Annotated in this window: 20 protein-coding genes and 1 other annotated feature; of the genes, 12 read left to right on the top strand and 8 right to left on the bottom strand. The window is 45.8% G+C overall.

Annotated elements, in window-relative coordinates; all coding sequences use genetic code 11:
- Positions 1 to 24: 24 nt before the first annotated feature.
- The gene (locus tag D1Z90_RS12675; RefSeq protein ID WP_119911140.1) at positions 25 to 243 is read right to left on the bottom strand and encodes a hypothetical protein; all 219 of its coding nucleotides are present in this window, start codon (positions 241 to 243) and stop codon (positions 25 to 27) included.
- Positions 244 to 430: 187 nt separating this feature from the next.
- Positions 431 to 559: a sequence feature (His leader region), on the top strand.
- Positions 560 to 580: 21 nt separating this feature from the next.
- Between D1Z90_RS12675 and hisG the strand changes: the two genes are divergently transcribed.
- The 11 genes from hisG to D1Z90_RS12625 all read left to right on the top strand — a co-directional run bounded on the left by hisG (position 581) and on the right by D1Z90_RS12625 (position 9,902).
- Positions 581 to 1,480, top strand: a complete 900-nt coding sequence (hisG, locus tag D1Z90_RS12670) for an ATP phosphoribosyltransferase (RefSeq protein ID WP_119911139.1) — start codon at positions 581 to 583, stop codon at positions 1,478 to 1,480.
- 2 nt (positions 1,481 to 1,482) lie between these two features.
- A complete protein-coding gene (gene hisD / locus D1Z90_RS12665) occupies positions 1,483 to 2,775 on the top strand; it encodes a histidinol dehydrogenase (protein ID WP_119911138.1) in 1,293 nt (430 codons plus the stop codon).
- Positions 2,776 to 2,779: 4 nt separating this feature from the next.
- Complete coding sequence (hisC, locus tag D1Z90_RS12660) at positions 2,780 to 3,838, top strand: histidinol-phosphate transaminase (protein WP_119911137.1); 1,059 nt, start codon at positions 2,780 to 2,782, stop codon at positions 3,836 to 3,838.
- 70 nt (positions 3,839 to 3,908) lie between these two features.
- Entirely contained in the window at positions 3,909 to 4,982 is a 1,074-nt protein-coding gene (gene hisB / locus D1Z90_RS12655; protein WP_119911136.1) for a bifunctional histidinol-phosphatase/imidazoleglycerol-phosphate dehydratase HisB, read from the top strand.
- Positions 4,983 to 4,984: 2 nt separating this feature from the next.
- A complete protein-coding gene (gene hisH, locus D1Z90_RS12650; RefSeq protein ID WP_119911135.1) occupies positions 4,985 to 5,587 on the top strand; it encodes an imidazole glycerol phosphate synthase subunit HisH in 603 nt (200 codons plus the stop codon).
- Positions 5,588 to 6,334: a 1-(5-phosphoribosyl)-5-[(5-phosphoribosylamino)methylideneamino]imidazole-4-carboxamide isomerase gene (gene hisA, locus D1Z90_RS12645; protein WP_119911134.1), complete on the top strand. Its 747-nt coding sequence runs from the start codon at positions 5,588 to 5,590 to the stop codon at positions 6,332 to 6,334.
- A gap of 2 nt (positions 6,335 to 6,336) precedes the next feature.
- On the top strand, positions 6,337 to 7,110 hold the full coding sequence (gene hisF / locus D1Z90_RS12640) for an imidazole glycerol phosphate synthase subunit HisF (RefSeq protein ID WP_119911133.1): 774 nt from the start codon (positions 6,337 to 6,339) through the stop codon (positions 7,108 to 7,110).
- A complete protein-coding gene (hisIE, locus tag D1Z90_RS12635; RefSeq protein ID WP_119911132.1) occupies positions 7,107 to 7,739 on the top strand; it encodes a bifunctional phosphoribosyl-AMP cyclohydrolase/phosphoribosyl-ATP diphosphatase HisIE in 633 nt (210 codons plus the stop codon). Before hisF ends, hisIE begins: the two co-directional genes overlap by 4 nt.
- 209 nt (positions 7,740 to 7,948) lie before the next feature.
- On the top strand, positions 7,949 to 8,728 hold the full coding sequence (locus D1Z90_RS12630) for a hypothetical protein (protein WP_119911131.1): 780 nt from the start codon (positions 7,949 to 7,951) through the stop codon (positions 8,726 to 8,728).
- Between the two features lie 16 nt (positions 8,729 to 8,744).
- On the top strand, positions 8,745 to 8,918 hold the full coding sequence (locus D1Z90_RS21320) for a hypothetical protein (RefSeq protein WP_158587130.1): 174 nt from the start codon (positions 8,745 to 8,747) through the stop codon (positions 8,916 to 8,918).
- 9 nt (positions 8,919 to 8,927) lie between these two features.
- Entirely contained in the window at positions 8,928 to 9,902 is a 975-nt protein-coding gene (locus D1Z90_RS12625) for a TAXI family TRAP transporter solute-binding subunit (RefSeq protein WP_198419173.1), read from the top strand.
- A gap of 383 nt (positions 9,903 to 10,285) precedes the next feature.
- Here D1Z90_RS12625 and D1Z90_RS12620 read toward each other — a convergent pair whose 3' ends face one another.
- Positions 10,286 to 10,531, bottom strand: coding sequence for an HP1242/YdcH family protein (locus tag D1Z90_RS12620; protein ID WP_119911130.1), 246 nt, complete (start codon positions 10,529 to 10,531; stop codon positions 10,286 to 10,288).
- 852 nt (positions 10,532 to 11,383) lie between these two features.
- Here D1Z90_RS12620 and D1Z90_RS12615 point away from each other — a divergent pair.
- The gene (locus D1Z90_RS12615) at positions 11,384 to 13,447 is read left to right on the top strand and encodes a chitinase (RefSeq protein WP_198419171.1); all 2,064 of its coding nucleotides are present in this window, start codon (positions 11,384 to 11,386) and stop codon (positions 13,445 to 13,447) included.
- 95 nt (positions 13,448 to 13,542) lie between these two features.
- Here the strand turns inward: D1Z90_RS12615 and D1Z90_RS12600 are convergent, their stop codons facing one another.
- The 6 genes from D1Z90_RS12600 to D1Z90_RS12575 form a co-directional block, all read right to left on the bottom strand.
- Positions 13,543 to 14,559, bottom strand: coding sequence for a helix-turn-helix domain-containing protein (locus D1Z90_RS12600; RefSeq protein WP_119911129.1), 1,017 nt, complete (start codon positions 14,557 to 14,559; stop codon positions 13,543 to 13,545).
- On the bottom strand, positions 14,552 to 15,589 hold the full coding sequence (locus D1Z90_RS12595) for a DUF2955 domain-containing protein (RefSeq protein ID WP_119911128.1): 1,038 nt from the start codon (positions 15,587 to 15,589) through the stop codon (positions 14,552 to 14,554). Before D1Z90_RS12595 ends, D1Z90_RS12600 begins: the two co-directional genes overlap by 8 nt.
- Entirely contained in the window at positions 15,579 to 16,739 is a 1,161-nt protein-coding gene (locus D1Z90_RS12590; protein ID WP_119911127.1) for an HlyD family secretion protein, read from the bottom strand. The genes D1Z90_RS12595 and D1Z90_RS12590 overlap by 11 nt, the downstream gene beginning before the upstream one ends.
- Before the next feature lie 149 nt (positions 16,740 to 16,888).
- Positions 16,889 to 18,766 (bottom strand): hypothetical protein, encoded by a 1,878-nt coding sequence (locus D1Z90_RS12585; protein ID WP_119911126.1) that lies wholly within the window; start codon positions 18,764 to 18,766, stop codon positions 16,889 to 16,891.
- A 123-nt stretch (positions 18,767 to 18,889) separates the two neighbouring features.
- The gene (locus D1Z90_RS12580) at positions 18,890 to 20,137 is read right to left on the bottom strand and encodes a phosphatase PAP2 family protein (RefSeq protein ID WP_119911125.1); all 1,248 of its coding nucleotides are present in this window, start codon (positions 20,135 to 20,137) and stop codon (positions 18,890 to 18,892) included.
- Between the two features lie 568 nt (positions 20,138 to 20,705).
- Entirely contained in the window at positions 20,706 to 21,146 is a 441-nt protein-coding gene (locus D1Z90_RS12575) for a MarR family transcriptional regulator (protein ID WP_119911124.1), read from the bottom strand.
- Between the last annotated feature and the right edge of the window lie 87 nt (positions 21,147 to 21,233).

Genomic DNA, 21,233 nt, shown 5'->3' with positions numbered 1-21,233 from the left:
CAACACCACGCCAACCGCACAAGCTTATACAAATAAATCGATGTCGCCGTCGTGCTCAGGCCTACGTGTTACTTTGCCTTTGTCGGTATGCTTACCTTTTGCTTGCGTTTTAATGTGCTTACGATCTTTTTTCGTCAGCTTTTCTCCGGCTTCCGTTTTGTTAATATTCATGGTGCTGTCTTTGTCTTTGACGACAATGCGTGGCGCACTTAGCACATTGTTGACTAAACTTTGCCCAGCCATATATCTGCCCCTATTATTGCCTTTGTTACTTACGTTATCGGCCGTCTTTATATTTATTTTAGGTGAATTTTATCATCAGCGTTTTTTTATGAAAAACCAGTTGCAATTTGACCCTGTATTGGTATTGTGTGCATGTTTTGTATCAACAATTAAAAGACTTTATGAATCGCTCAATGTTTAAAGTACATCATCACCATCATCATCCGAAATAGTCATCCGGAGGTATGGTGCTGGAAGACTAATAGATGAGGTACTTCCAGCAGCGGTTTATCAGATTTCAAACCCTCGGAAGGTCAAACTCCGAGGGTTTTTTCGTTTTAGCGGGTAAGGAAACAATATGTTAGATAAAAATCGATTACGTATCGCCATTCAAAAGTCAGGCCGATTGAGCAAAGACTCACAGCAAATGCTGAAAGCCTGTGGCCTCAAAATTAACATGCGCGAGCAGCGCTTAATTGCCCATTGTGAAAACATGCCTGTTGATTTACTGCGTGTGCGTGATGACGATATCCCAGGCTTAGTAATGGATGGCGTTGTTGACCTTGGTATCATCGGTGAAAACGTATTAGAAGAAGAAACCATGCTGCGCGCTGCTGCAGGCGAACCAACAGCTTGTGAAACCCTTAAGCGTTTAGACTTTGGTGGCTGTCGTCTATCTTTAGCTGTGTCAGAAGACTTTGACTACCAAGGCCCTGAATCACTGCGTGACCTTCGTATCGCAACATCTTACCCGGGTATTTTGAAAACCTTTATGGATAAAGCCGGCGTGCCGTTCAGTTCATGCATGCTAAATGGCTCTGTTGAAGTCGCCCCTCGCGCGGGTCTTGCTGACGCAATTTGTGACCTAGTTTCGACCGGTGCAACTCTAGAAGCAAACGGCCTGAAAGAGACCGAAGTGATCTATCGCTCAAAAGCAGTGCTGATTAAATCTGCCGGTCAAATGGACGATGACAAGCAAGCGCTTATCGACAAAATTTTAACGCGTGCACAAGGCGTTCAACAAGCACGTGAAAGCAAATACATCATGCTACACGCGCCTAAAGCGCAACTTGAAAGCGTTATCGACCTTCTTCCAGGTTCAGAAAAGCCAACCGTATTAGCCCTAGCAGGCACAGACGATACCGTTGCCATTCATGTTGTTAGCAAAGAAAACTTGTTCTGGGAAACAATGGAACAACTTAAAGAATTAGGCGCGAGCTCAATTCTAGTATTACCTATCGAGAAAATGATGGAGTAAACATGCTAACGGTTAACTGGCAAACTCTGAGCGAGAAGCAGCAAAGCAATTTGCTGTCTCGCCCAGCAATCAATGCATCAGACAACATCAACGCGATTGTTACGGACATTATCGCTAATATCCGTGACCGTGGCGACGAAGCCCTGATCGAATACACTAAAAAGTTTGATCAACTGTCTTCAGACAACATCCAAGTCAGCGCTGCTGACGTGGATGCTGCGTCTGCTCGCTTAGACGATGATATAAAACAAGCCATTGATAAAGCATATCAACATATTCGTGCTTTTCATCAAGCTCAAATCCAAGACACAGTGCGGGTGGAAACCATGCCGGGCGTGGTCTGTGAAATGCATACCCAAGCCATTGAGTCAGTTGGCCTATACATTCCTGGTGGCAGTGCGCCATTACCGTCAACCGTGCTAATGGTAGGTGCCCCGGCGCAGCTCGCAGGTTGTAACCGTTTGGTGCTGTGTTCTCCCCCGCCTTTGGCCGATGAAATTTTATACGCAGCAAGCATTTGCGGCGTTGATGAAATTTTCACCGTTGGCGGCGCGCAAGCGATTGCCGCTATGGCTTATGGCACCGAGAGCATCGCTAAAGTAAACAAGATCTTTGGCCCAGGGAACGCATTTGTCACCGAAGCTAAACGTCAAGTCAGCATGGACTTTGCTGGCGCTGCGATTGATATGCCTGCGGGACCGTCAGAAGTCTTAGTGCTGGCCGATGACACCGCTAATCCTGCGTTCATCGCATCTGACTTATTGTCTCAAGCCGAGCACGGCCATGACTCTCAAGCGGTACTGGTGACCACCTGTCCTATCGTGGCAGAGAAAACGGCAGAAGCAGTATTGCAGCAAGTAGCGCAGCTTTCACGCCGTGAAATTGCCGAGCAAGCTCTTGGCCACAGCATGATAATTATTGCAGAAAGCCTAGACCAAGCGGTTGAGATTTCGAATACCTACGCCCCTGAGCATTTGATTGTGCAAACTCGCGAACCACGCAGTTTAATCGGTCGTTTGTTAAATGCAGGCTCCATTTTCCTTGGTCCGTGGACACCCGAGTCGGTTGGCGATTACGCCAGTGGCACCAATCACGTGTTGCCAACTTATGGCTATACCAAAACCTATTCAAGTTTAGGCATGGCAGATTTTGTCAAACGCTACACGGTGCAAGAGTTAACTGCTGATGGTTTGCAAGGCCTTGGCAGTACCGTCACTCGATTAGCGGATGCAGAAGGACTAGACGCCCACAAACGGGCAGTAACCATTCGTTTGCAAGCTTTGGAAGGAAAGTAACACCATGGCTATTGAATCACTTGCGCGTAAAGACGTACAAGCGCTGACACCTTACCAAAGTGCTCGCCGAATTGGCGGTACAGGTGAAGTGTGGATCAACGCCAACGAAGCGCCAGATTGTAGTGAGTACCAATTAAACTGTGATCGCCTTAATCGCTACCCTGAATTTCAACCGCCAGAACTGATCCAAGCTTATGCGGCCTATGCTCAGCTTGATGTCAACCAAGTACTAAGCACGCGGGGGGCAGACGAAAGTATTGAACTGCTGATCCGCACTTTCTGCGAACCGGGCCAAGACAGCATCCTGATCTGCCCGCCCACTTATGGTATGTACAGCGTCAGCGCGGAGACCTGCGGTGTCGCCATCAAACAAGTGCCTTTGTTAGACAACTTTGACGTCGACTTTGAAGCGGTTGGCAACGCCCTAGAGGGCGTAAAAGTGGTATTTTTGTGCGCGCCCAACAACCCTACTGGCAATATGCTTGATCGCGAAGCACTGTTGGCACTGCTTGAAAAATCAGCTAATAAAGCCATCATAGTGGTGGACGAAGCTTATATTGAGTTTTGCCCTGAGTTATCTCAAGCTAGCTTAATTGCTCAATATGAAAACTTAGTGGTCACTCGCACATTATCTAAAGCCTTTGCTTTAGCGGCTATCCGCTGCGGCTTCACATTGGCCCAAAGCAGCGTGATAGAAATGATGAAAAAAGTCATTCCGCCCTACCCCGTTCCCGAGCCGGTGTCACAAATTGCGACTCAAGCACTTTCAGAACAAGGGTTAGCAGTCATGAAGGAGCGGGTAAGCACACTCAATGCGACTCGTGAACAACTGCTGCATGCTTTGTCACAACTCAGTTGTGTTGTCGAAGTTTTCCCAGCAACGGGGAACTTTGTGCTCGCAAGGTTTAAAGACTCAAAGCAGGCATTTGACGCCATGGCTGCAGCGGGTATCATTGCCCGAGATTTTGCAAATAAACCACGACTGGAAAACTGCGTGCGCTTATCGGTAGGATCATCCGCAGAAATGGATGCCACCTTAACCGCCCTGCAAAGCTTAAATTAACAGTATCAGCCGCATCGACCCATGCGGCTTTTTTATTCTGCTTCCACTTAAGCAGATGGAGAAGTAATCAATGAGCAAGGAAAGATTCCTTTTTATCGACCGCGACGGCACGCTAATCGACGAGCCGATCACAGATAAACAAGTAGACAGCTTAGAAAAACTCAAGCTAGAGCCCTACGTCATCCCGAACCTACTTAAGCTGCAAGATGCTGGCTACGTTTTAGTGATTGTCAGCAACCAAGACGGTTTAGGCACCGATAGCTACCCGCAGCAAGATTTTGATATTCCGCAAGACGCCATGATGGAAATCTTTGCTAGCCAAGGGGTCAAGTTTGAAGACGTATTACTGTGTCCACACTTTACTGAAGATGACTGTAACTGTCGTAAACCAAAGCTTGGCATGGTGAAAGACTACTTAAAATCGGGTCGCATTGATTTTTCTGACTCTTACGTCATCGGCGATCGCATTACCGATGTTCAACTGGCTGAAAATATGGGCCTAGAAGGTATTCAATATAATACTCAAACGTTAGGTTGGAACGCGATTGCAGACAAATTACTTAACAAAGGCAATCGTACTGGCCACGTGACTCGCGTAACAAAAGAAACCAATATCGACGTCGCCGTTGACTTAGACCAAAGTGGTGGTAACGAAATCAGTACCGGCATTGATTTCTTTGATCACATGCTAGACCAAATCGCCACCCATGGCGGTATCCAGCTAAAAATGAAAGTGGAAGGTGATTTACATATCGACGACCACCACAGCGTAGAAGACACAGCACTGGCACTTGGTCAAGCGCTGCGAGATGCATTAGGCGATAAACGTGGCATCGGCCGTTTTGGTTTTGTATTGCCAATGGATGAATGCGAAGCCAGCTGCTCAATGGACTTATCTGGTCGCCCATACTTAACATTTCATGCTGACTTCCCCCGTGACATGGTCGGCGCAATGGCGACAGAAATGGTTGAGCACTTCTTCCATTCGTTAAGCCAAACATTGGGCGCAACCTTGAATCTAAAGGTTGATGGCGGTAATACCCACCACATGGTTGAAGGCTTATTTAAAGCCTTCGGTCGAACCCTGCGCCAATGTGTCAAAAAAGAAGGCAATGAAATGCCATCGAGTAAAGGTGTGTTATAACCATGTCGCAACAAGATTCAAACATCGTCATCATAGATACTGGCTGCGCCAACTTATCTTCAGTTAAGTTTGCCATTGAGCGTTTAGGCTATCAAGTGATCGTGTCAAAAGAGCCAAGCGTGCTACAAAGCGCAGATAAGCTGTTCTTGCCAGGCGTAGGCACTGCCAAAGAAGCCATGAAAAACTTTGTTGAGCGCGATTTAGTTGAGCAAGTGAAAAACTTGACTCAACCTGTGCTTGGCATTTGTTTAGGCATGCAGCTAATGGCTAAATTTTCTCAAGAAGGTCAACTCGATACCTTAGGTGTAGTGCCTGGTAGCATAGATAAAATGCAAGTAGGTAAACTGCGTTTACCGCACATGGGTTGGAACCAAATCACGCCAGAGGCCAACCACCCGTTGTTTAAAGACATCCCAGCGGGCACGTATTTCTACTTTGTTCACTCTTACGCGTTGGCAGTGAATGAATGCACTATCGCCAGTTGTGAATACGGCAGTCCATTTACTGCGGCAGTGGGTAAAAACAATTTCTACGGGGTGCAGTTTCACCCTGAGCGCAGCGGTAAAGCTGGCGCCCAACTTATTAAGAACTTTTTGGAGCTATAAATGATCATCCCAGCATTAGATTTAATCGACGGTAAAATTGTCCGTTTATACCAAGGTGATTACGCTCAAAAAACCATTTATGGCGATGATCCGCAAAGTCAATTTAACGACTACAACAGTCAAGGTGCTGACTGGTTACACTTGGTGGACCTTGACGGCGCCAAAGACGTCACCAAACGCCAACTTGACGTGATTGCGTCATTGATCAAAAACACTCCAGCTAAAATTCAAATTGGCGGCGGCGTGCGCAGCGAGCAAGACGTCATTGATTTATTAGATGCCGGTGCCCAGCGCGTTGTGATTGGCTCAACCGCAGTAAAACAACCTGAAGTCGTGGTTGAGTGGATGAAAAAATACGGCGCAGAGCATATCGTGCTGGCTTTGGATATCAACATTGATGAGCAAGGCAATAAAATTGTTGCTATCGCCGGCTGGCAAGAAGCCAGTGGCCAAACCATCGAAAGCTTGATTGATATCTACGCCCCTGCTGGCCTTAAACATGTCTTGTGTACTGATATTTCTCGTGATGGCACACTTGCTGGCTCAAACGTAGAGCTATACGCTGAACTAAAACAACAATTCCCAAACATCTTGTGGCAAGCGTCTGGCGGCATTGGCGGCATTGATGATATTGCGGCGGTTGCGAAATCAGGTGCTGACGGCGTGATCGTAGGCCGTGCCCTGCTTGAAGGTAAGTTTAACGTAGAGCAAGCGATTGCTTGTTGGAATGAGCACGCAGGAGCTTAATCATGCTAGCAAGACGTATTATTCCTTGTTTAGATGTCAAAGACGGCAAAGTCGTAAAAGGCGTTAAATTTCGCAATCATGAAATCGTTGGTGATATCGTGCCATTAGCCGCCCGCTACGCTGAAGAAGGTGCTGACGAGCTGGTTTTTTATGATATTACAGCCAGTTCGGATGCCCGCGTGGTAGACAAATCTTGGGTCAGCCGCGTTGCGGAAGTCATCGACATTCCGTTTTGTGTCGCCGGCGGCATCAAAACCGAAGAAGATGCCAAGCGAGTACTTGAGTTTGGCGCAGACAAAGTATCCATAAACTCACCGGCTCTGGCTGACCCCTCTCTGATTAACCGTTTAGCGGATAAGTTTGGCGTTCAATGTATCGTAGTCGGTATCGACTCTTACTACTGCGAAGAAAGCAAAACCTATCAAGTGAAACAGTTTACCGGCGATGAGTCGCGCACTCGCACCACCCACTGGAATACGTTTGATTGGGTGAAAGAAGTGCAAAGCCGCGGCGCGGGGGAAATCGTACTAAACGTGATGAACCAAGATGGCGTGCGTTGTGGTTACGATTTAGAACAACTGGGCCGGGTACGAGATATTTGTACAGTGCCCCTGATTGCCTCTGGCGGCGCCGGTGAAATGCTGCATTTTGCTGACGTATTTAAGCAAGCCGACGTTGATGGTGCCCTCGCTGCCAGCGTTTTTCACAAGGCCATTATCAATATTGGTGAACTAAAGAGCTACCTAAAAGATCAAGGTGTTGAAATAAGATTATGATGGATGAACAACAACTGAACGCCCTTGATTGGGATAAAGTCGACGGCTTAATGCCAGTGATCGTGCAAGATGCAGTGTCAGCTCAAGTATTAATGCTAGGTTACGTTAACCAAGAAGCACTTGCAGCCACCATGGAGTCTGGCAATGTTACTTTCTACAGTCGCACCAAAAGCCGTCTCTGGTGTAAAGGGGAAACTTCAGGTCACTTTTTGAAAGTGGTTGAAATCACCGCTGACTGTGACAAGGATACCTTGTTGATCACAGCGAACCCTATTGGGCCAACGTGCCATTTAGGTAACGTCAGCTGTTTTGAGAATACCCAGCAACCTGCAATGACATTTATTGCACACTTAGAGCAATTTCTAGCAGAGCGTAAAGACGCCGATCCAAGTGAAAGCTACACCGCTAAACTGTTTAGCAAAGGCACTAAACGCATCTCCCAAAAAGTGGGTGAAGAAGGCGTTGAAGTGGCACTTGCGGCCATGGCAAAAGATCGCGAAGAGCTTATTTGTGAAAGTGCCGATTTGATATATCACCTCACGGTCTTATTACAAAACGAAGGCGTTGCGCTGGAAGAAGTTGTGAACCAGCTTAAGTCTCGTCACGGTAAAAAAGCGGTGCGTTTCTAACTGAGCATTTGCTTTTACGAAACTTAAAAAGCCGCATCGCTTGCGGCTTTTTTTATGCGCTTTTTGTCACTCACTGTGGCGCCTAAATACTCAAATAAACATCACAAAATACAAAGTTAGTCAGTATTAAATGTTGATTTAAAAGCCTTTAGATTGAAGTAATGGTCAAATATAAATAAACTAGCGCTTTTGTAATATTTGGCGGTTCAATGACCACTTTCACTACTGAGTCAACAATCTCTAACACCTTTGCCAATGTACTTGAGCAAAGCAATCACGCCATTGCGGAAATACGCGAAAAGCAGACCACCCCCATTACGGCCACGGCTCGTAATATCGCTTTTGCTTGCCTTGCTGTCGCAGGCTCATTACTACTTGGGCTGTTTTTACTTCAGATCATCCAAGGCGTATTGGCATTATTCATTGCTGTGGGTGCTGCGCTCGCGTTGTTCTACGGGCTGCGTTTTCTGAAAGCCATGGATCCACTAGTAAAACAAAAAACGCAGAACTTTGTGCTTCAGAAAATGATTGATGAAGCCAGAGAAAATAACACCCGCCAATTAGACAGCCTGGTATTACAAGGCGCAGAGCGTTTAAAGCATGCCAGAGCATCAAGGGATAAAATGGGCGGCTACGTAAAAAAGCTGCAAAGTAAACTGGCCAAGTCCAACCCTAATACGGACAGCAACTACCAAGTAAAAGCTGAAATGCTACAAAAGGTAGAAAATGCTTATCAGGCAATCCGCACCAACGTTGATCGCGCAGCAAAGTCTAACAAAGCTTTTGAAAAGAAAGTGGCTTGTTACAAAGACATGGCTGAGTTCAGTGACATTGTCGGTGAAGCGATGAACTTTGCCGCTGCGACCTCAGGTAACAAGCTTGAAGAATTGCTTGGTTTAGAGGCTTTTGCCAGCATTGAAGGAGAGTTTCACCAAGCAATGGTGAGCATTGAAAACTCCGTTTCCGACTATGAAATTGATCAGCAGTAAGGCCTAGGAGTTTACTTTGAGCACCAGCAAAAACGTCAGCAAAGCCACCATTATCATGCAAGTTGTGCTTGCGGTAATTTTTACCCTCGTCATTCTCATTGGCATAGTGGCTGGCATAACAGGCAGCGGCAGTGACTCGGCGGAGCCCAGTTACCACGACAGTGATTATCAAACCGACAGCCCATTTTAGGAAATAATAATGAAATCTATTAAATATGCTCTTTGCCTAGCAGCAAGTATCGCCTCGGGTTTCTCGATGTCTGCCCAGGCCAAAGAAATAAAGTTAGGCAGTGGCAGTCCAACAGGAAATTACTACTCCATGGCGTCGGATATTGCCAGTTATTGTAATGATGATTACCTCACCGACGCTTCACTGTCTGTTTTGTACTCCAGTGGCTCGGTCGAAAACCTTATGGGGTTAGGCAACAAGGTGTATTCTATCGGTGTGGTGCAAGAAGATGTATTAAACTACCACGCTAAGCGCTCACCTCGTAAGGTAAATAAGAACCGCTTAAAGGTTATTACCGGCATGCATGAAGAAGCAGTGCACCTGTTGATCCCAAAAGGCTACCAGCCAAAGACAGCCAAACAAGGTTGGTTAGACTCATTGTTCGATGATAAGAAAGTGGCCAAAATCAGTCTAGATATGTTGAAGGACCAACAAGTTGCCTCATGGGGTGGCTCTATTGTCTCAGCTGAAGCCCTTAGTTACTTTTTCAAATTGAACCTTAAAGTGGTAGACCTGCCTGCCGACAAACGCGTTAACCCTAAGCTGCCATTAGTATTAGTTGGAGGCCACCCTTACAAGCCTGTCGAAGACTTGCTTAAAACGGGTCGCTATCACCTTGTATCATTAAACTACCATGAGATTGCTGAGCAAGCAGGTTTTTACTCAAAGCAAGTGGTCAATTACCAAGTAAACGGTAAAGTACAAAGTGTAGCCACGGTAGGTGTAAGGGCACTATTGATAGGGAAGTCCTTCCGTAAACAGAGTAGAAATACTCACATGAGTGAGTTGGCCACTTGTATTAATGATAACATCGCCGACTTGGCGGATGATCCGGACACTAACCCACTGTGGTCTTCGGTTTATGATTTTATCGAAGATGAAGGCCAAGTAGACTGGAGCTATTTCCCTTTGATTGAAGAGTCTGCCCAAGCCGCAACATATTAGGTAGTATGCCTCTTAGGCTATTAAGCCTAAGAGGCAAGTCCCATGCTTTAAGTGCTTGTGCCTTCACTAACCGTTTTACCTGATAGTGCTGAAATACTCAGCTAACTTGACTCGACTCAAATACATTTACCTGCATCAGACCAGGCTCTCACACAAGGTAAGCCAAACTCTCGGCTGCGGCACCGTCTTCGCTCATTTCCCTTGATACGTTATTGGCTGAGCGGCATTAGTCAACAATAGTGACCGAGAACAGTACTTTGGTTCGAAGGCATGCCTTGATTAAAAGCGTAAACAAAACGCGGTTGAACTAACTATTGAATAGGCTTATCGCTGTTGTTTACAGCACAAACGCAGCGGCAAAGCAAAAGCTTTGCCAAGTAGGCTTATTTTTTGTGCTGTTGCAAGATTTGGTACAAGTTATCTTTTAACTGCGAACGTTTTTGCTTGAGTTGATGCATGTAGTCATCATTCACCGGTGATCCTTTAAGCTCAAGCTCTCTGATTTCAAAATCAAGCTTATGATAAACCTCTGCTTGAATTTTAAATCCGCCATCGCTGTTGTTCAGTGCGATGATTTCATCTTTTAACATCGGAAAATCAATTACCAACGCGTGACTTTCACCTAACATATTTCCCCCAATAGTTTTGCAATTAACATTGATAAACGGCGTGATCAAAATGCGCAGTATTCATTTGCAATGACACAACCGCGATCATAAGCATAGATGGCAACAACTGCTTTGTCAGGCTGAGCAAAAGTCTCTTGCCGTTGGGTATTACTGATATAAAAAACAGTACAAAATACAGTTCCACGGCCTATCTAGCGCCCGCAACCCACACTTTAGCATGATGTCATTTACCCAATCACACTCCATATTGTGACTAAAAAACAACCAGTTAAGTATAATATTTAGGCAAAGAGTAAAATCAATTAGACGGTTTTATATTAACCATTAAGATACTAGCATTAGGCGATATATCTATTTATTGCAAAATTATGACATCGTTTAAATTTCAAACAGATAAAAACTTGACGCAGCTAACATAAATATAAAGTCCCGTTACCCCAGGTGACAGCATTAAATTCCATATAAATCAAAATAGAGAAGAAATATAGCAAATAATCAATTTATAACACGACAAAAGCAGTCATATACACTTCAATTATCTATTTAATCGAAATAAATCAGTAAAAATGGCTATTGCACCCTTTTTTCAAGGCTATTAAAGTTAATAGTTGCACTTATAGATAAAGTGAGTGAAACAGCACGTAACCAGGAAGGTTTGGCTGAATTTCAACCAAGGATGGATATGAAGACTGCACAAGGAATAGATCGACTTCCTTTTTGTACCTTTTTCTTCGGGCCTATCTTTTTGTACCTTGGTAAACAAACTGCTCTATAGCGCATTATCGCGCCATTGCCCTAAAGCAATACGCGACCATGGAAACCATAATTGGTATATAAAAAGGAATTACCCACATGTTTAAACGCACACTACTATCTACCCTGATAGGATGTGGCATTGCAGCTAACGCATACGCAATGAACCCACAGCCAGATCCAACCAACCCAACCGGTTACATCGTTGCGCAAGGCGAAATTCAAGGGGCTGAAGATGCCAAAACACTTGATCCTATGTACGATGTTTGGGCCAAAGCGTTAGAAACACGTCCTAATACCGTTGTTGAAGCTATCGAACCAGGCTTAAGCAGTAACCCCGAAAACGTGAAACGCGTTGAACGAGTATTCCCTCAGTCAGAATGGGACTTCCTCACGCAAATGGCTGCTCCAGAATACACGTACACGCGCTTTCTTCGCGCCATTGGTAAATTCCCTGCTTTTTGTGGCGAGTACACCGACGGCCGTGATTCAGATTTCATTTGTAAGAAGTCCATCGTTACCGCGTTTGCACACTTCTCACAAGAGACCGGTGGCCACATTGCTATCGATAACGTATCAGACAACCCACTACGTCTAGAAGAATGGCAACAAGCCCTAGTACACGTTCGTGAAATGGGCTGGGCTGAAGGACAAGAAGGTTACACTACGGGTTGTGGACAAAACGACTGGCAAAACGAACGTTGGCCTTGTTCACCTGGCCAAGGTTACTTCGGTCGTGGTGCTAAGCAGCTTTCTTACCATTTCAACTATGGCGCATTCTCTGAAGTCATGTTTGACGGCGATGCTACCGTGTTGCTAGACAACCCAGGACTTGTGGCAGATTCATGGTTGAACTTGGCTTCGGCTATTTGGTTCTTCTTGACGCCACAAGCGCCTAAGCCAGCTATGTTGCACGTGATTGACCGCACTTGGGTGCCGTCTGAGCGTGAAATTGCTGCAGGTATTGGCTACGGTTTTGGTACCACTATCAACGTGATCAACGGTGGTATCGAGTGTGGTGAGCAAAACAAAAACAAAGGACAACCCGTTAACCGTATTCGTTACTGGGAAGGTTTAGCTGAATATTACCAGATCCCTGTTGAAGCAGACGAAAAGAACACTTGTTACCAGCAAACGCCATACGGCAGCATCAACCTTAACGGTGCCACGGACGTGCTTTACACCAACTGGGACGGTAACTGGAAGTACTACTCTGATCGTCCAGAAGGTCAATCTTTTGAGTGTGAGCTAGTTGGTTTCCAAACAGCATATTCTGCGCTAGTTCCTGGCGATTACGAAAAATGTGTTACCAACTTCTACGGCTCTCACGCCAACTGGCCTGAAGTGCGCGTGGTTGCAGATAATGAAGTACCTACGCCAATGCCAACAGGTGAGCCAGGTGGTGGCAACGCAGGCTGGGATGTAAACAAAGTTTACCGTGGCGGTGAAGAAGTGGTATTTGAAGGCAACACTTACTTAGCTAAATGGTACACTCAAGGCGACAATCCAAGCCTAGGCGGCCCATGGCAGTTGATTGGTGCTGTTGAACCAACGCCAGTTGTATCAATCGAACCAACTATTGCGCCGCAGCCAACCGTTGCACCAACGGCAGCGCCTCAGCCTACTGTTGCACCAACGGTTGCACCAACAGTAGCACCAACGGTTGCACCAACAGTAGCACCAACGGTTGCACCAACAGTAGCACCAACGGTTGCGCCAACAGTAGCGCCAACGGTTGCGCCAACTTTAGCACCGACCCAAGAGCCAGTTTCAGGTGACTTCATCCAATGGCAAGCAGGCTCTACTAAAGCTGCCAACGGTGACAAAGTGACTCACCTAGGTAAATGTTTTGTTGCTAAAAACAACCCAGGTGTATGGGAATCTCCAACAGCCACTAACTGGTTCTGGGAAGAGATTTCTTGTAATGGTGCACCGGCAATTCTTCCACCATCGCAAGCTCCTGTCACAGCTGAGCCTGCACCTGTGGTAACACCAGCGCCAACTCAAGCACCTGATGCAGGTAACACGACTTGGAATGCTAACTCTATCTACACCAGTGGCGACCAAGTGGTTGTTAACGGTGTAACATACGAAGCACAGTGGTGGACGCAAGGTAAAAACCCTGCAGAGTCTGGCCAGTGGGGCGTGTGGAAAAAACTATAACCAATTAGGTTAAAGCAAAAAGCCTTGCTGATGAGCAAGGCTTTTTTTATGAGGGTTATTTGTCACACTTCTACAAGTTATTATCAGGGATTAACCTAGTCTTCTTTTTCATGCTGCAACCTAGCCCGATATACGCGCGGTGACACTCCTTTTAACCGTTTAAAGGCGCGGGAAAAATGCGCTACATCAGAATAACCCAGAGCAGCAGAGATACGTGTTACCGATATGTGTTTATCACGCATCATAGCACACGCGTTATTTAGCAGTATTTCATCCACCAGCTCAGAATAGGTCACTTGTTCTTGTTTTAACCGCCTTTGAAGGGTTCTAGCACTCATGCCTAAACGATCTGCAGCCTCTTTGATAGACATTCTGCCTAAGCTCAGATACGGCAACAAAGCTAGTCGAAAGGTGTCTAAAAAACCACTCACAGGCGCAGGCCGTTCGCTTTGAGGTTGCCACTGCACTGCCACTCTTGCAGGCATCTGTAAAACGTCTTTCTGGATTGAAATAACGGTTGCCGAGCGGCCAGTGAAAACTCGTGATTGACTGAAATCCAATACACTTTTGAGCCCAGACAAATCATCGGTTTGCAAACCGACATCTTCAGGCATCCAACCTGAATGGGTCAGCCCTCGCACTAGCTCAATCATAAAGATCAACGCAAACTGTTCCGCAATTGCAAACCAGGCTTGATTTTGCTTGGTTTTCTCACGAATAAAGTAATGTTTACCCGCCAGATGTTTAAGCGATAATTTTGCTTGCGGCGAGTCGACTTGAATATACAAGATATATTGCTCAATCGCTTGCTCAACAGTGCTTTGAGCATAAAAGCGGCGCAAATAATTAGGCACATATTCGGTACGACATTGCTCACGCATTATCTGGCAATATTGCGAGCTCATCTTTTGCGACATGATAGTTAAGAGCTTTTGCACCGGCTCTTCTGGCACGTATTGGTATTCGTTTTCAAACAAATTATGAGGCAGGCCCGCTTGCTCTAAGATAGGATAAATATCTTCTCCCATCTTTTGTAGCATGCGAACAAAAGACACCGTGTATTCCGTTAAAAATAACGGAATATCCTGGCTGCGATTAACTGCATTAGTCATTAGCCGAGGCCCGTTTTAAAATTTTCCAATCACGAGAATCAATAAAATACGACACAATAATTAGGTAGATACACGCTAAGCCAATTTGGGCAATACGCAAATAAAAATTGGTATCGACGTCTTTGCCGGTAGAAGCCATCGTCGAGCTTACTAACACCAATAAGGTGCTGTAAATTGTCGAAAATATTGGCGCCTTTTCAGGCATGCTGTACATCTTCTGGGAGAAGACAAGGGACACCAAAAATATAATGCCAAGGTAAAAACCGATGACAGGCACAAAGGTCACGATGTTATAAATGAGGATGGCAATAATGCCGCCAATTATATTAGTTAACAGCATGAACATGCTGATTTTTACGCTTTTCTTGCCTGCTGTTTGCAAGGATAACAAGGCAATGAAAATCATCGTCAATATTGCCCCAGACACCTCAAACGTGTAAAAATAACAAATCACAGGGAATGAAAGCAGTAAAGCTTTACACGACTCAAACAAGCGCTCTGATTTACTTTGCATCGCTTGTGCATGACTGTCTCGAACCGGCGCCAGATCTGGGTAAAACAAATGCAATAAGGTGAACAGCACCACGGCGACCACCCCTGCACCGCTTAAGCCAACCCCCACAAACATGCCTGCACCAGGATCAATAATCGCCATGTAAGGCACTAGCAAACACGCCATCAACATGATCGTGGCAAAAAAGTTCCACTTAGGGTCGGTAAACAAATAGTAAGACCACACCATAAGCACCGCAATAAGAGGCATTAACAAGCTGGGGTATTGAGTTAACCCTACAGTTGTAAACCAGGCGATTGCCACCGTGACCATCATGGATATGATCAATTCATACACGGTTTGTACGGTAGGCGCTTGGCGATCAATTAAAAATTTCGCCAAAAATACCGGCGCAACGTACGCCAATGGCCAATTGAAAAGAGCAGTGATCCCCACAGCCAACGTCATGCCTATGGTGAAGCGTAAAATTCTGCGCCGCAGGATCTGCTCTTCAGTGGCAACCGCGTTAACGGACATAAGATAACCAACTTAAGAAGTGGATCCAGATTTTACCAATCGGCCTTAATAAAGTAGCTTGTTCGCTGTAAGCCATCACATCCGCTTGCCCCCCTACGCGGCGGTAACCCACAGAGTCATCATTATCAAATACTATGGTGACCGGGAACCGCTGGGTATCACGTAACCAACCCGTTTGCGACGATACTTGCATCAACTTACCCGCCACTTCGTTTTGACCCCAATCAATGCCGTAGTCAATGTGAGAAATCGTGCCGGAGAACACTTTACCAGGAGCAAAGTCTAAGGCAATATCCACTTGGTCACCGGGTTTCAGGTTACCTAAACTGTTTTCTCGAAAGTAAGCTTCCATCCATACTCGCTCACTGGAAATGAACGTCATTAACGGCTGACCAATATTGGCGCGATAGCCCACGTCTAATTTAAAGTTCGACACCGCGCCTTGAGAAGGTGCGACAATCGATGTACGGGATAAATCCAGTTCTGCTTTTTGCAACGCCAAAATGGCCGATTGTAATTGACTGTTGTTTTCACCTTCTTCGCCCAATTGTTCTTTGGCTTTGGCTAATTCAGCTTTGGCGCTAGCAAGACCGGCACGAGCACCGACTAAACCAGCGTTGGCTTTGTCTTTGTCAGACTCAGACATCACCCCTTTTTTTACCAACGACATTACGCGCTTATATTGCGCTTCAGCATTACGCAAATTGGCATCCGCCTGGCTGACTTTGGCATCGGCCGACACAACCGCTGCGGTTTGCGCACCCACCCCCTGCTCTGCTTGTTGCACCGCCTCTTTCGCTTGTTTCACTGCGATTTCAAAATCGGTCGGGTCTAAGCGGACCAGCGTGTCTCCGGCGACTAAAGGTTTATTTGGCTCAGCCACTATCTCAATAACGTCGGCTGAGACTTGCGGTGCAATCGGCACCACATAGCCGCGTACACGAGCTAAGTCAGTTGATGGAATAAAGCGATCTGCGACCAGATGGAAAATAAAAAAGGCCACAAGTACCAACAGAATGTAATTAGTAATCTTTTTGATCTTTGACGTCTTCTCGCCCTTTTCAGGTGCTTGCGCTGTGTCTTCACTGGTCGCTGCATTTTCTGCTTTTTGCTCAGCAGCATCGCTCTGTTTCTGGTCTGATGAGGCCATACTTGATTCCATTTAAATAAACACTCAATAGTATGAGTGTAACACGGGGTTCAGGTTTGGAAATATCAGTCAAAAAAGATTTTGTTAACATTAACAGTAACATGACCAAGTTAACAAAACCTTGCTACGCAGCAGCCTTTGCCACCCAGTTAAAACTGGTAGGGGCCAATATCTGCCCTTTGCCCCGCTTCTCTTATTTTCCCATCAATATCCACAGCTGGCACCTCATCCCACAACAGACTGGTGCCAACCCACTCGCCAGCGCCTTTGCCAACAAACGCTGAATTCGCCGGTTCGCCAGTGTGAATAGAGACTAATTCGGCTGTTGCACAGACATCGCTCGCACCGTGAGGACAAGAAGGGAAACCGTGACTGAATTTCAGATCACCGCCCATTAAATTGAAGTCGATGTCGTAATTTAGCGCATTATTTGAGTTAGATGATGAATAGATAAAAAACGTGTTATCACTGGGACGCAACGCTTCTGTTTGGCCGTAAAAATGGTTGTTAACTAACTGTAATTGATTGCCGTTCGTCAATTTACTGCGTTTTTGACCCGCACCGACGCCAATTAAGCCATCCCCTACGCCGGTAATATAATTGTTCACTAACACCGCGCGGGCGGCATCGGTAGCCAAAGACAGCGAAATACTGACGCCTGACGCTCGACAATGGGTAACCTCGGCCAGCAAACTTTGCCCCTTAAACCAATCACATTGACCGTCAATGACGGAGTTACTGATTAACACGTCTTCCCCTGCCACTTTTATTTGGTTACCGGCATTGTTGTAAGCGTGCACGCCATAAAGAGCCACATTGCCTTGGTTGTTATACAGTAAATCCAAGCCATCTGAAGTATTCGCGTAAATATTCACCCGTTCAAATAACCAATTACCGCCTGTGTCTCCGGTCCCTAAACCATCACCATAACCACCAGATTCCTGCGCCCAGCAGCCATCATAGCGTCCATCGAGTTGTTCTACGCAGCCATTGTAGGCAATTTCAGTTTGTTGAAAATAAATCAGACCCGAACTACTGGCCCCTTCATGGCTGTCGCCTTCCCAGCCTACACTGCCATTGCCAACCAATCGGCTTTGCTGCACTTTTACGTCTTTTACCCTAGGGGCAATAATGCCGGCACTGGCAAAACCATGAATATTCAGTTGCTTTAACAAGGCATGTTGTAAGTCAGGTCCATAGATACCTGCACTGGCCCACCCTCCTTGTGGCTCGGGATCGTCGCTGCGATAGCACGCTTGCTGCTTCGCAAGATACACCTCGTGCTGCGGGTGACTAGGACTGCGATAACCATGAAGGTGAAAATCTGCGCATGCAGCATTGTCGGTTAACTCAAAACAGTTAATTTCAACGTACTGGCTTTGGGCTAAATTTATTACCCGTTTGTTTCGCTCTACCCCAATTAGCTTGGGCGGTGCTTGACAACCTTGCTGCCAGCCTTCGCCATAAATGCGCGTCGGTTGTGCTGCGGTGCCGCTCGGCACGGCTTGCGCGCTGCACCCCCAAGGCCAATGGCTGTCACAGGCGCTAAAGCGCGAACTATCAAAACGCCCTGCAATTCGCCCCATGACATACTCGCCCTTGGCAACCCAAACACTTTGACCGCCTTGTAATACAGCCTGATTACCCGCAGGCGGTAATATTTCAAACAGATGATTGATGGCACAATCACCACTGGCTTCTGGTCCATAAGGCGCGTTAACCTTGCCATTACATTGCGCCAAAGTGCCACCATCCGGTCGAATGTACCAATCAAACCTTGTTAGGTTTGCGGTTTGTGGTAAATCAGCCCGCAGTAGCCAAGGGTGATTCAAAGGTACCAAGGCTACGTCAGCTAATACGTCTGGTTCTGTAGGTGATAATGAGGGCGTGATTGAGGGGGTTGGTAAGCTGGGTTGCGGGGTGCTTGAAGCCGGTTCTGACGCATTATGACTATCACCACTGCCACCGCCACATGCCACAAGCCAACATACGCTCGCAACCGTTAACCCTTGTTGAATTTTGTTCATCCTTACCACCCTTCATTTATCCTATTGGGGTAATCTACTGCCTTCCCCTTAAAATGCAACATGTTGCATATTAATTTTTATCCATCTAAGCAAAGAACGCGTACTTTTCACTTAATGCCCCTCTTAAAACCGGTAATCAAAACGTAGATACACATTATTTACTGCGACATCTTTTAGCGTTTTACTGGTTTCTTGACTGCGACAATAATAACGACAACCTAACGCCGCCCCCCATTGTGCATTAAAGTCATAGCGCATTGAAACGTCTGCAATAGCTAAGGAACCCTGACCGTTATGGCCGAGTTCGCCGCTAACATTCAGTGCAACTTTAGGTTGCATTTGATACATAACTTGCGCGGTGACTTTAGGAAAAAATAGCCATTCACTGACCGCGTTGACTTCGTTGTATGAGTTTTTGCTGTGATAAGTCGCTAGTTCAGCATGCTGAAACTGTAAACCAGCACCAATAAATGCATCAAAATCGCCTCCACGATAGACCTGATACTGCCAATCTATTGCATTATCCCAAAGTTGATACCGAACATGCTGACCTTCTGGCGCTGTCGAGTGCAGAGCTGTTCTCATCTCCATGGGGTGAGTATAAAATGACCACGTTTGTCGTGAGTCATAAAACCACCGCCAACACATCGCTGCTGAAGCGCTGTGATGTTGATGCCCTGCAACGTTATCAACTATATCTTCATTAGCAGGTAAATTTACACGGTTAAAATTCGCGCTTCCGAGGAAGAAATCAAATTGATACCGAGGGACCAATGGCTGTGTAAAATTAAACCGCGTGGATGGTTTTTTAAGGTCAAAAAAATCATTGCTCAAGGCTAATTGCACACCCGTTGAATCTCTATTTGACCAAGGCATAATAGCCAGGTTAGATGAAGCAGGAGACGTAAAATAAAGATTACTGAGTACCGCAATACCAGCACCAGCAATCACGTCATCCCAATAGTGGCGATCACCGTGTACTCTACTCCAACCTGTATATGCGGCCAAAGCATAGGCCGGTAACCCCCAACTTGCGCCATACCTAGTGTATAAAAAAGACGCACCACTGAATGCCGCGGAAGTATGCCCAGAAGGAAACGAGTTATCTGCGCTAAAATCGGGACGCGTTTTGTTAACCGCGAACTTAAGACCATGAGTCAATACTGCCGTACTGACGCTAGATTTAAACAGCGCCACCGTTCCATCATTGTCGCCTTTAGCTAAGCTGAGCCCCATCGCTGATACCGGTAACAAAATTTGAATCAAGTCGCCAGCCTCAGTGTAGCTGTCTCCACCCCGTGCTTGAAAATGCGTACCCATTGCCGCCAATAAAACGGATCCTGTCAGCATGACCTTAGTTATGCTATTCATTAAAATACCCCATAAAAACTTTGCACATCACAATTAGTTCAACATCAAACCTATTGTGATATTGCCGGATACGTACACAAAATGACATTAGGTTTAATATAAAACCTTATACAGGTTTTCACAGATAGCCTCGCCCTCAAAGCCACCAAGAAATGATTAATTACGACCATAAACAACTGATTACAATTGCTTTTTAAGATGTAAGCTAAGTGTTTTTATATAGGCAGGAACACAATAAAAAATTACGGCATACTGATTTACAGAGCAGAAAAGTTAAAGGTTTAACATTAAACATGAAGGATGTATCCCGCACATTCGTAAACTGAATATGGAACTATTTGTAAAGAATGAAGTATCAGCGAAGGGGGTTTTACGACAACGGTGAAGAGTGATTAAGGCATTTAGGCTTAGTAGAAACTTTAATCCAGCAATGCTTATCAGTGAGTTTGCCCACTTGGGGCTACTTTGGGAAAGTAAAAGGCTCATTCAATGAATATGCATCTAGCGCACCTTGCCACCAAGAAGCTTAAGCTCTCAGGCATTTTCCCATGATAAGAAACCGCTATGATCAACCATTCCACTCTGGGTTAAAGCGCTTTATTAAATGCAACATGACCTTATCAACCACCGCAATTTCTTGCTCGTTAAAGCCATCCATACAAAGATTAAGTTCAGCACTGACCAAAGGCGCTAATTGGTCATGCACTTTTTTACCTTCTTGAGTGATAAAGATACGCTTTGCGTTTCGATTACTAGCATCAGCAGCCGAAGCAATAAAGCCATTTTTTTCAGCGTGACGTAACAAACTCGACACCGTGCCTTTACTTCGCATCATACGCTTAGCAATCTCGGTCGGGCGCAAGCCATCCTCAAAATCAAGTTCCATCAACATCAACAACTGCTCCACATTGATACCCGAGTGACGCTGTTGTATCTCCAGTTGTATATGGTTTTGCATCAAGCGCATCGCTATCCAAGCTTTACCCGTTGTGGTTTGATACGCTTTCATAGCGTTGGCTCCTAACTTTATTTAAGTAACTCAAAATGACAAGTATTAACCGCAAGGTTAACAGCAATAGACGGCCAAGGTAACGTT

It is taken from the genome of Motilimonas pumila (genome assembly GCF_003596335.1).
Classification (GTDB): Bacteria; Pseudomonadota; Gammaproteobacteria; order Enterobacterales; family CBDFNC01; genus Motilimonas; species Motilimonas pumila.
The sequence above is the reverse complement of the archived record's forward strand: the minus strand, read 5'-3'. Positions and strand labels throughout refer to the sequence as shown.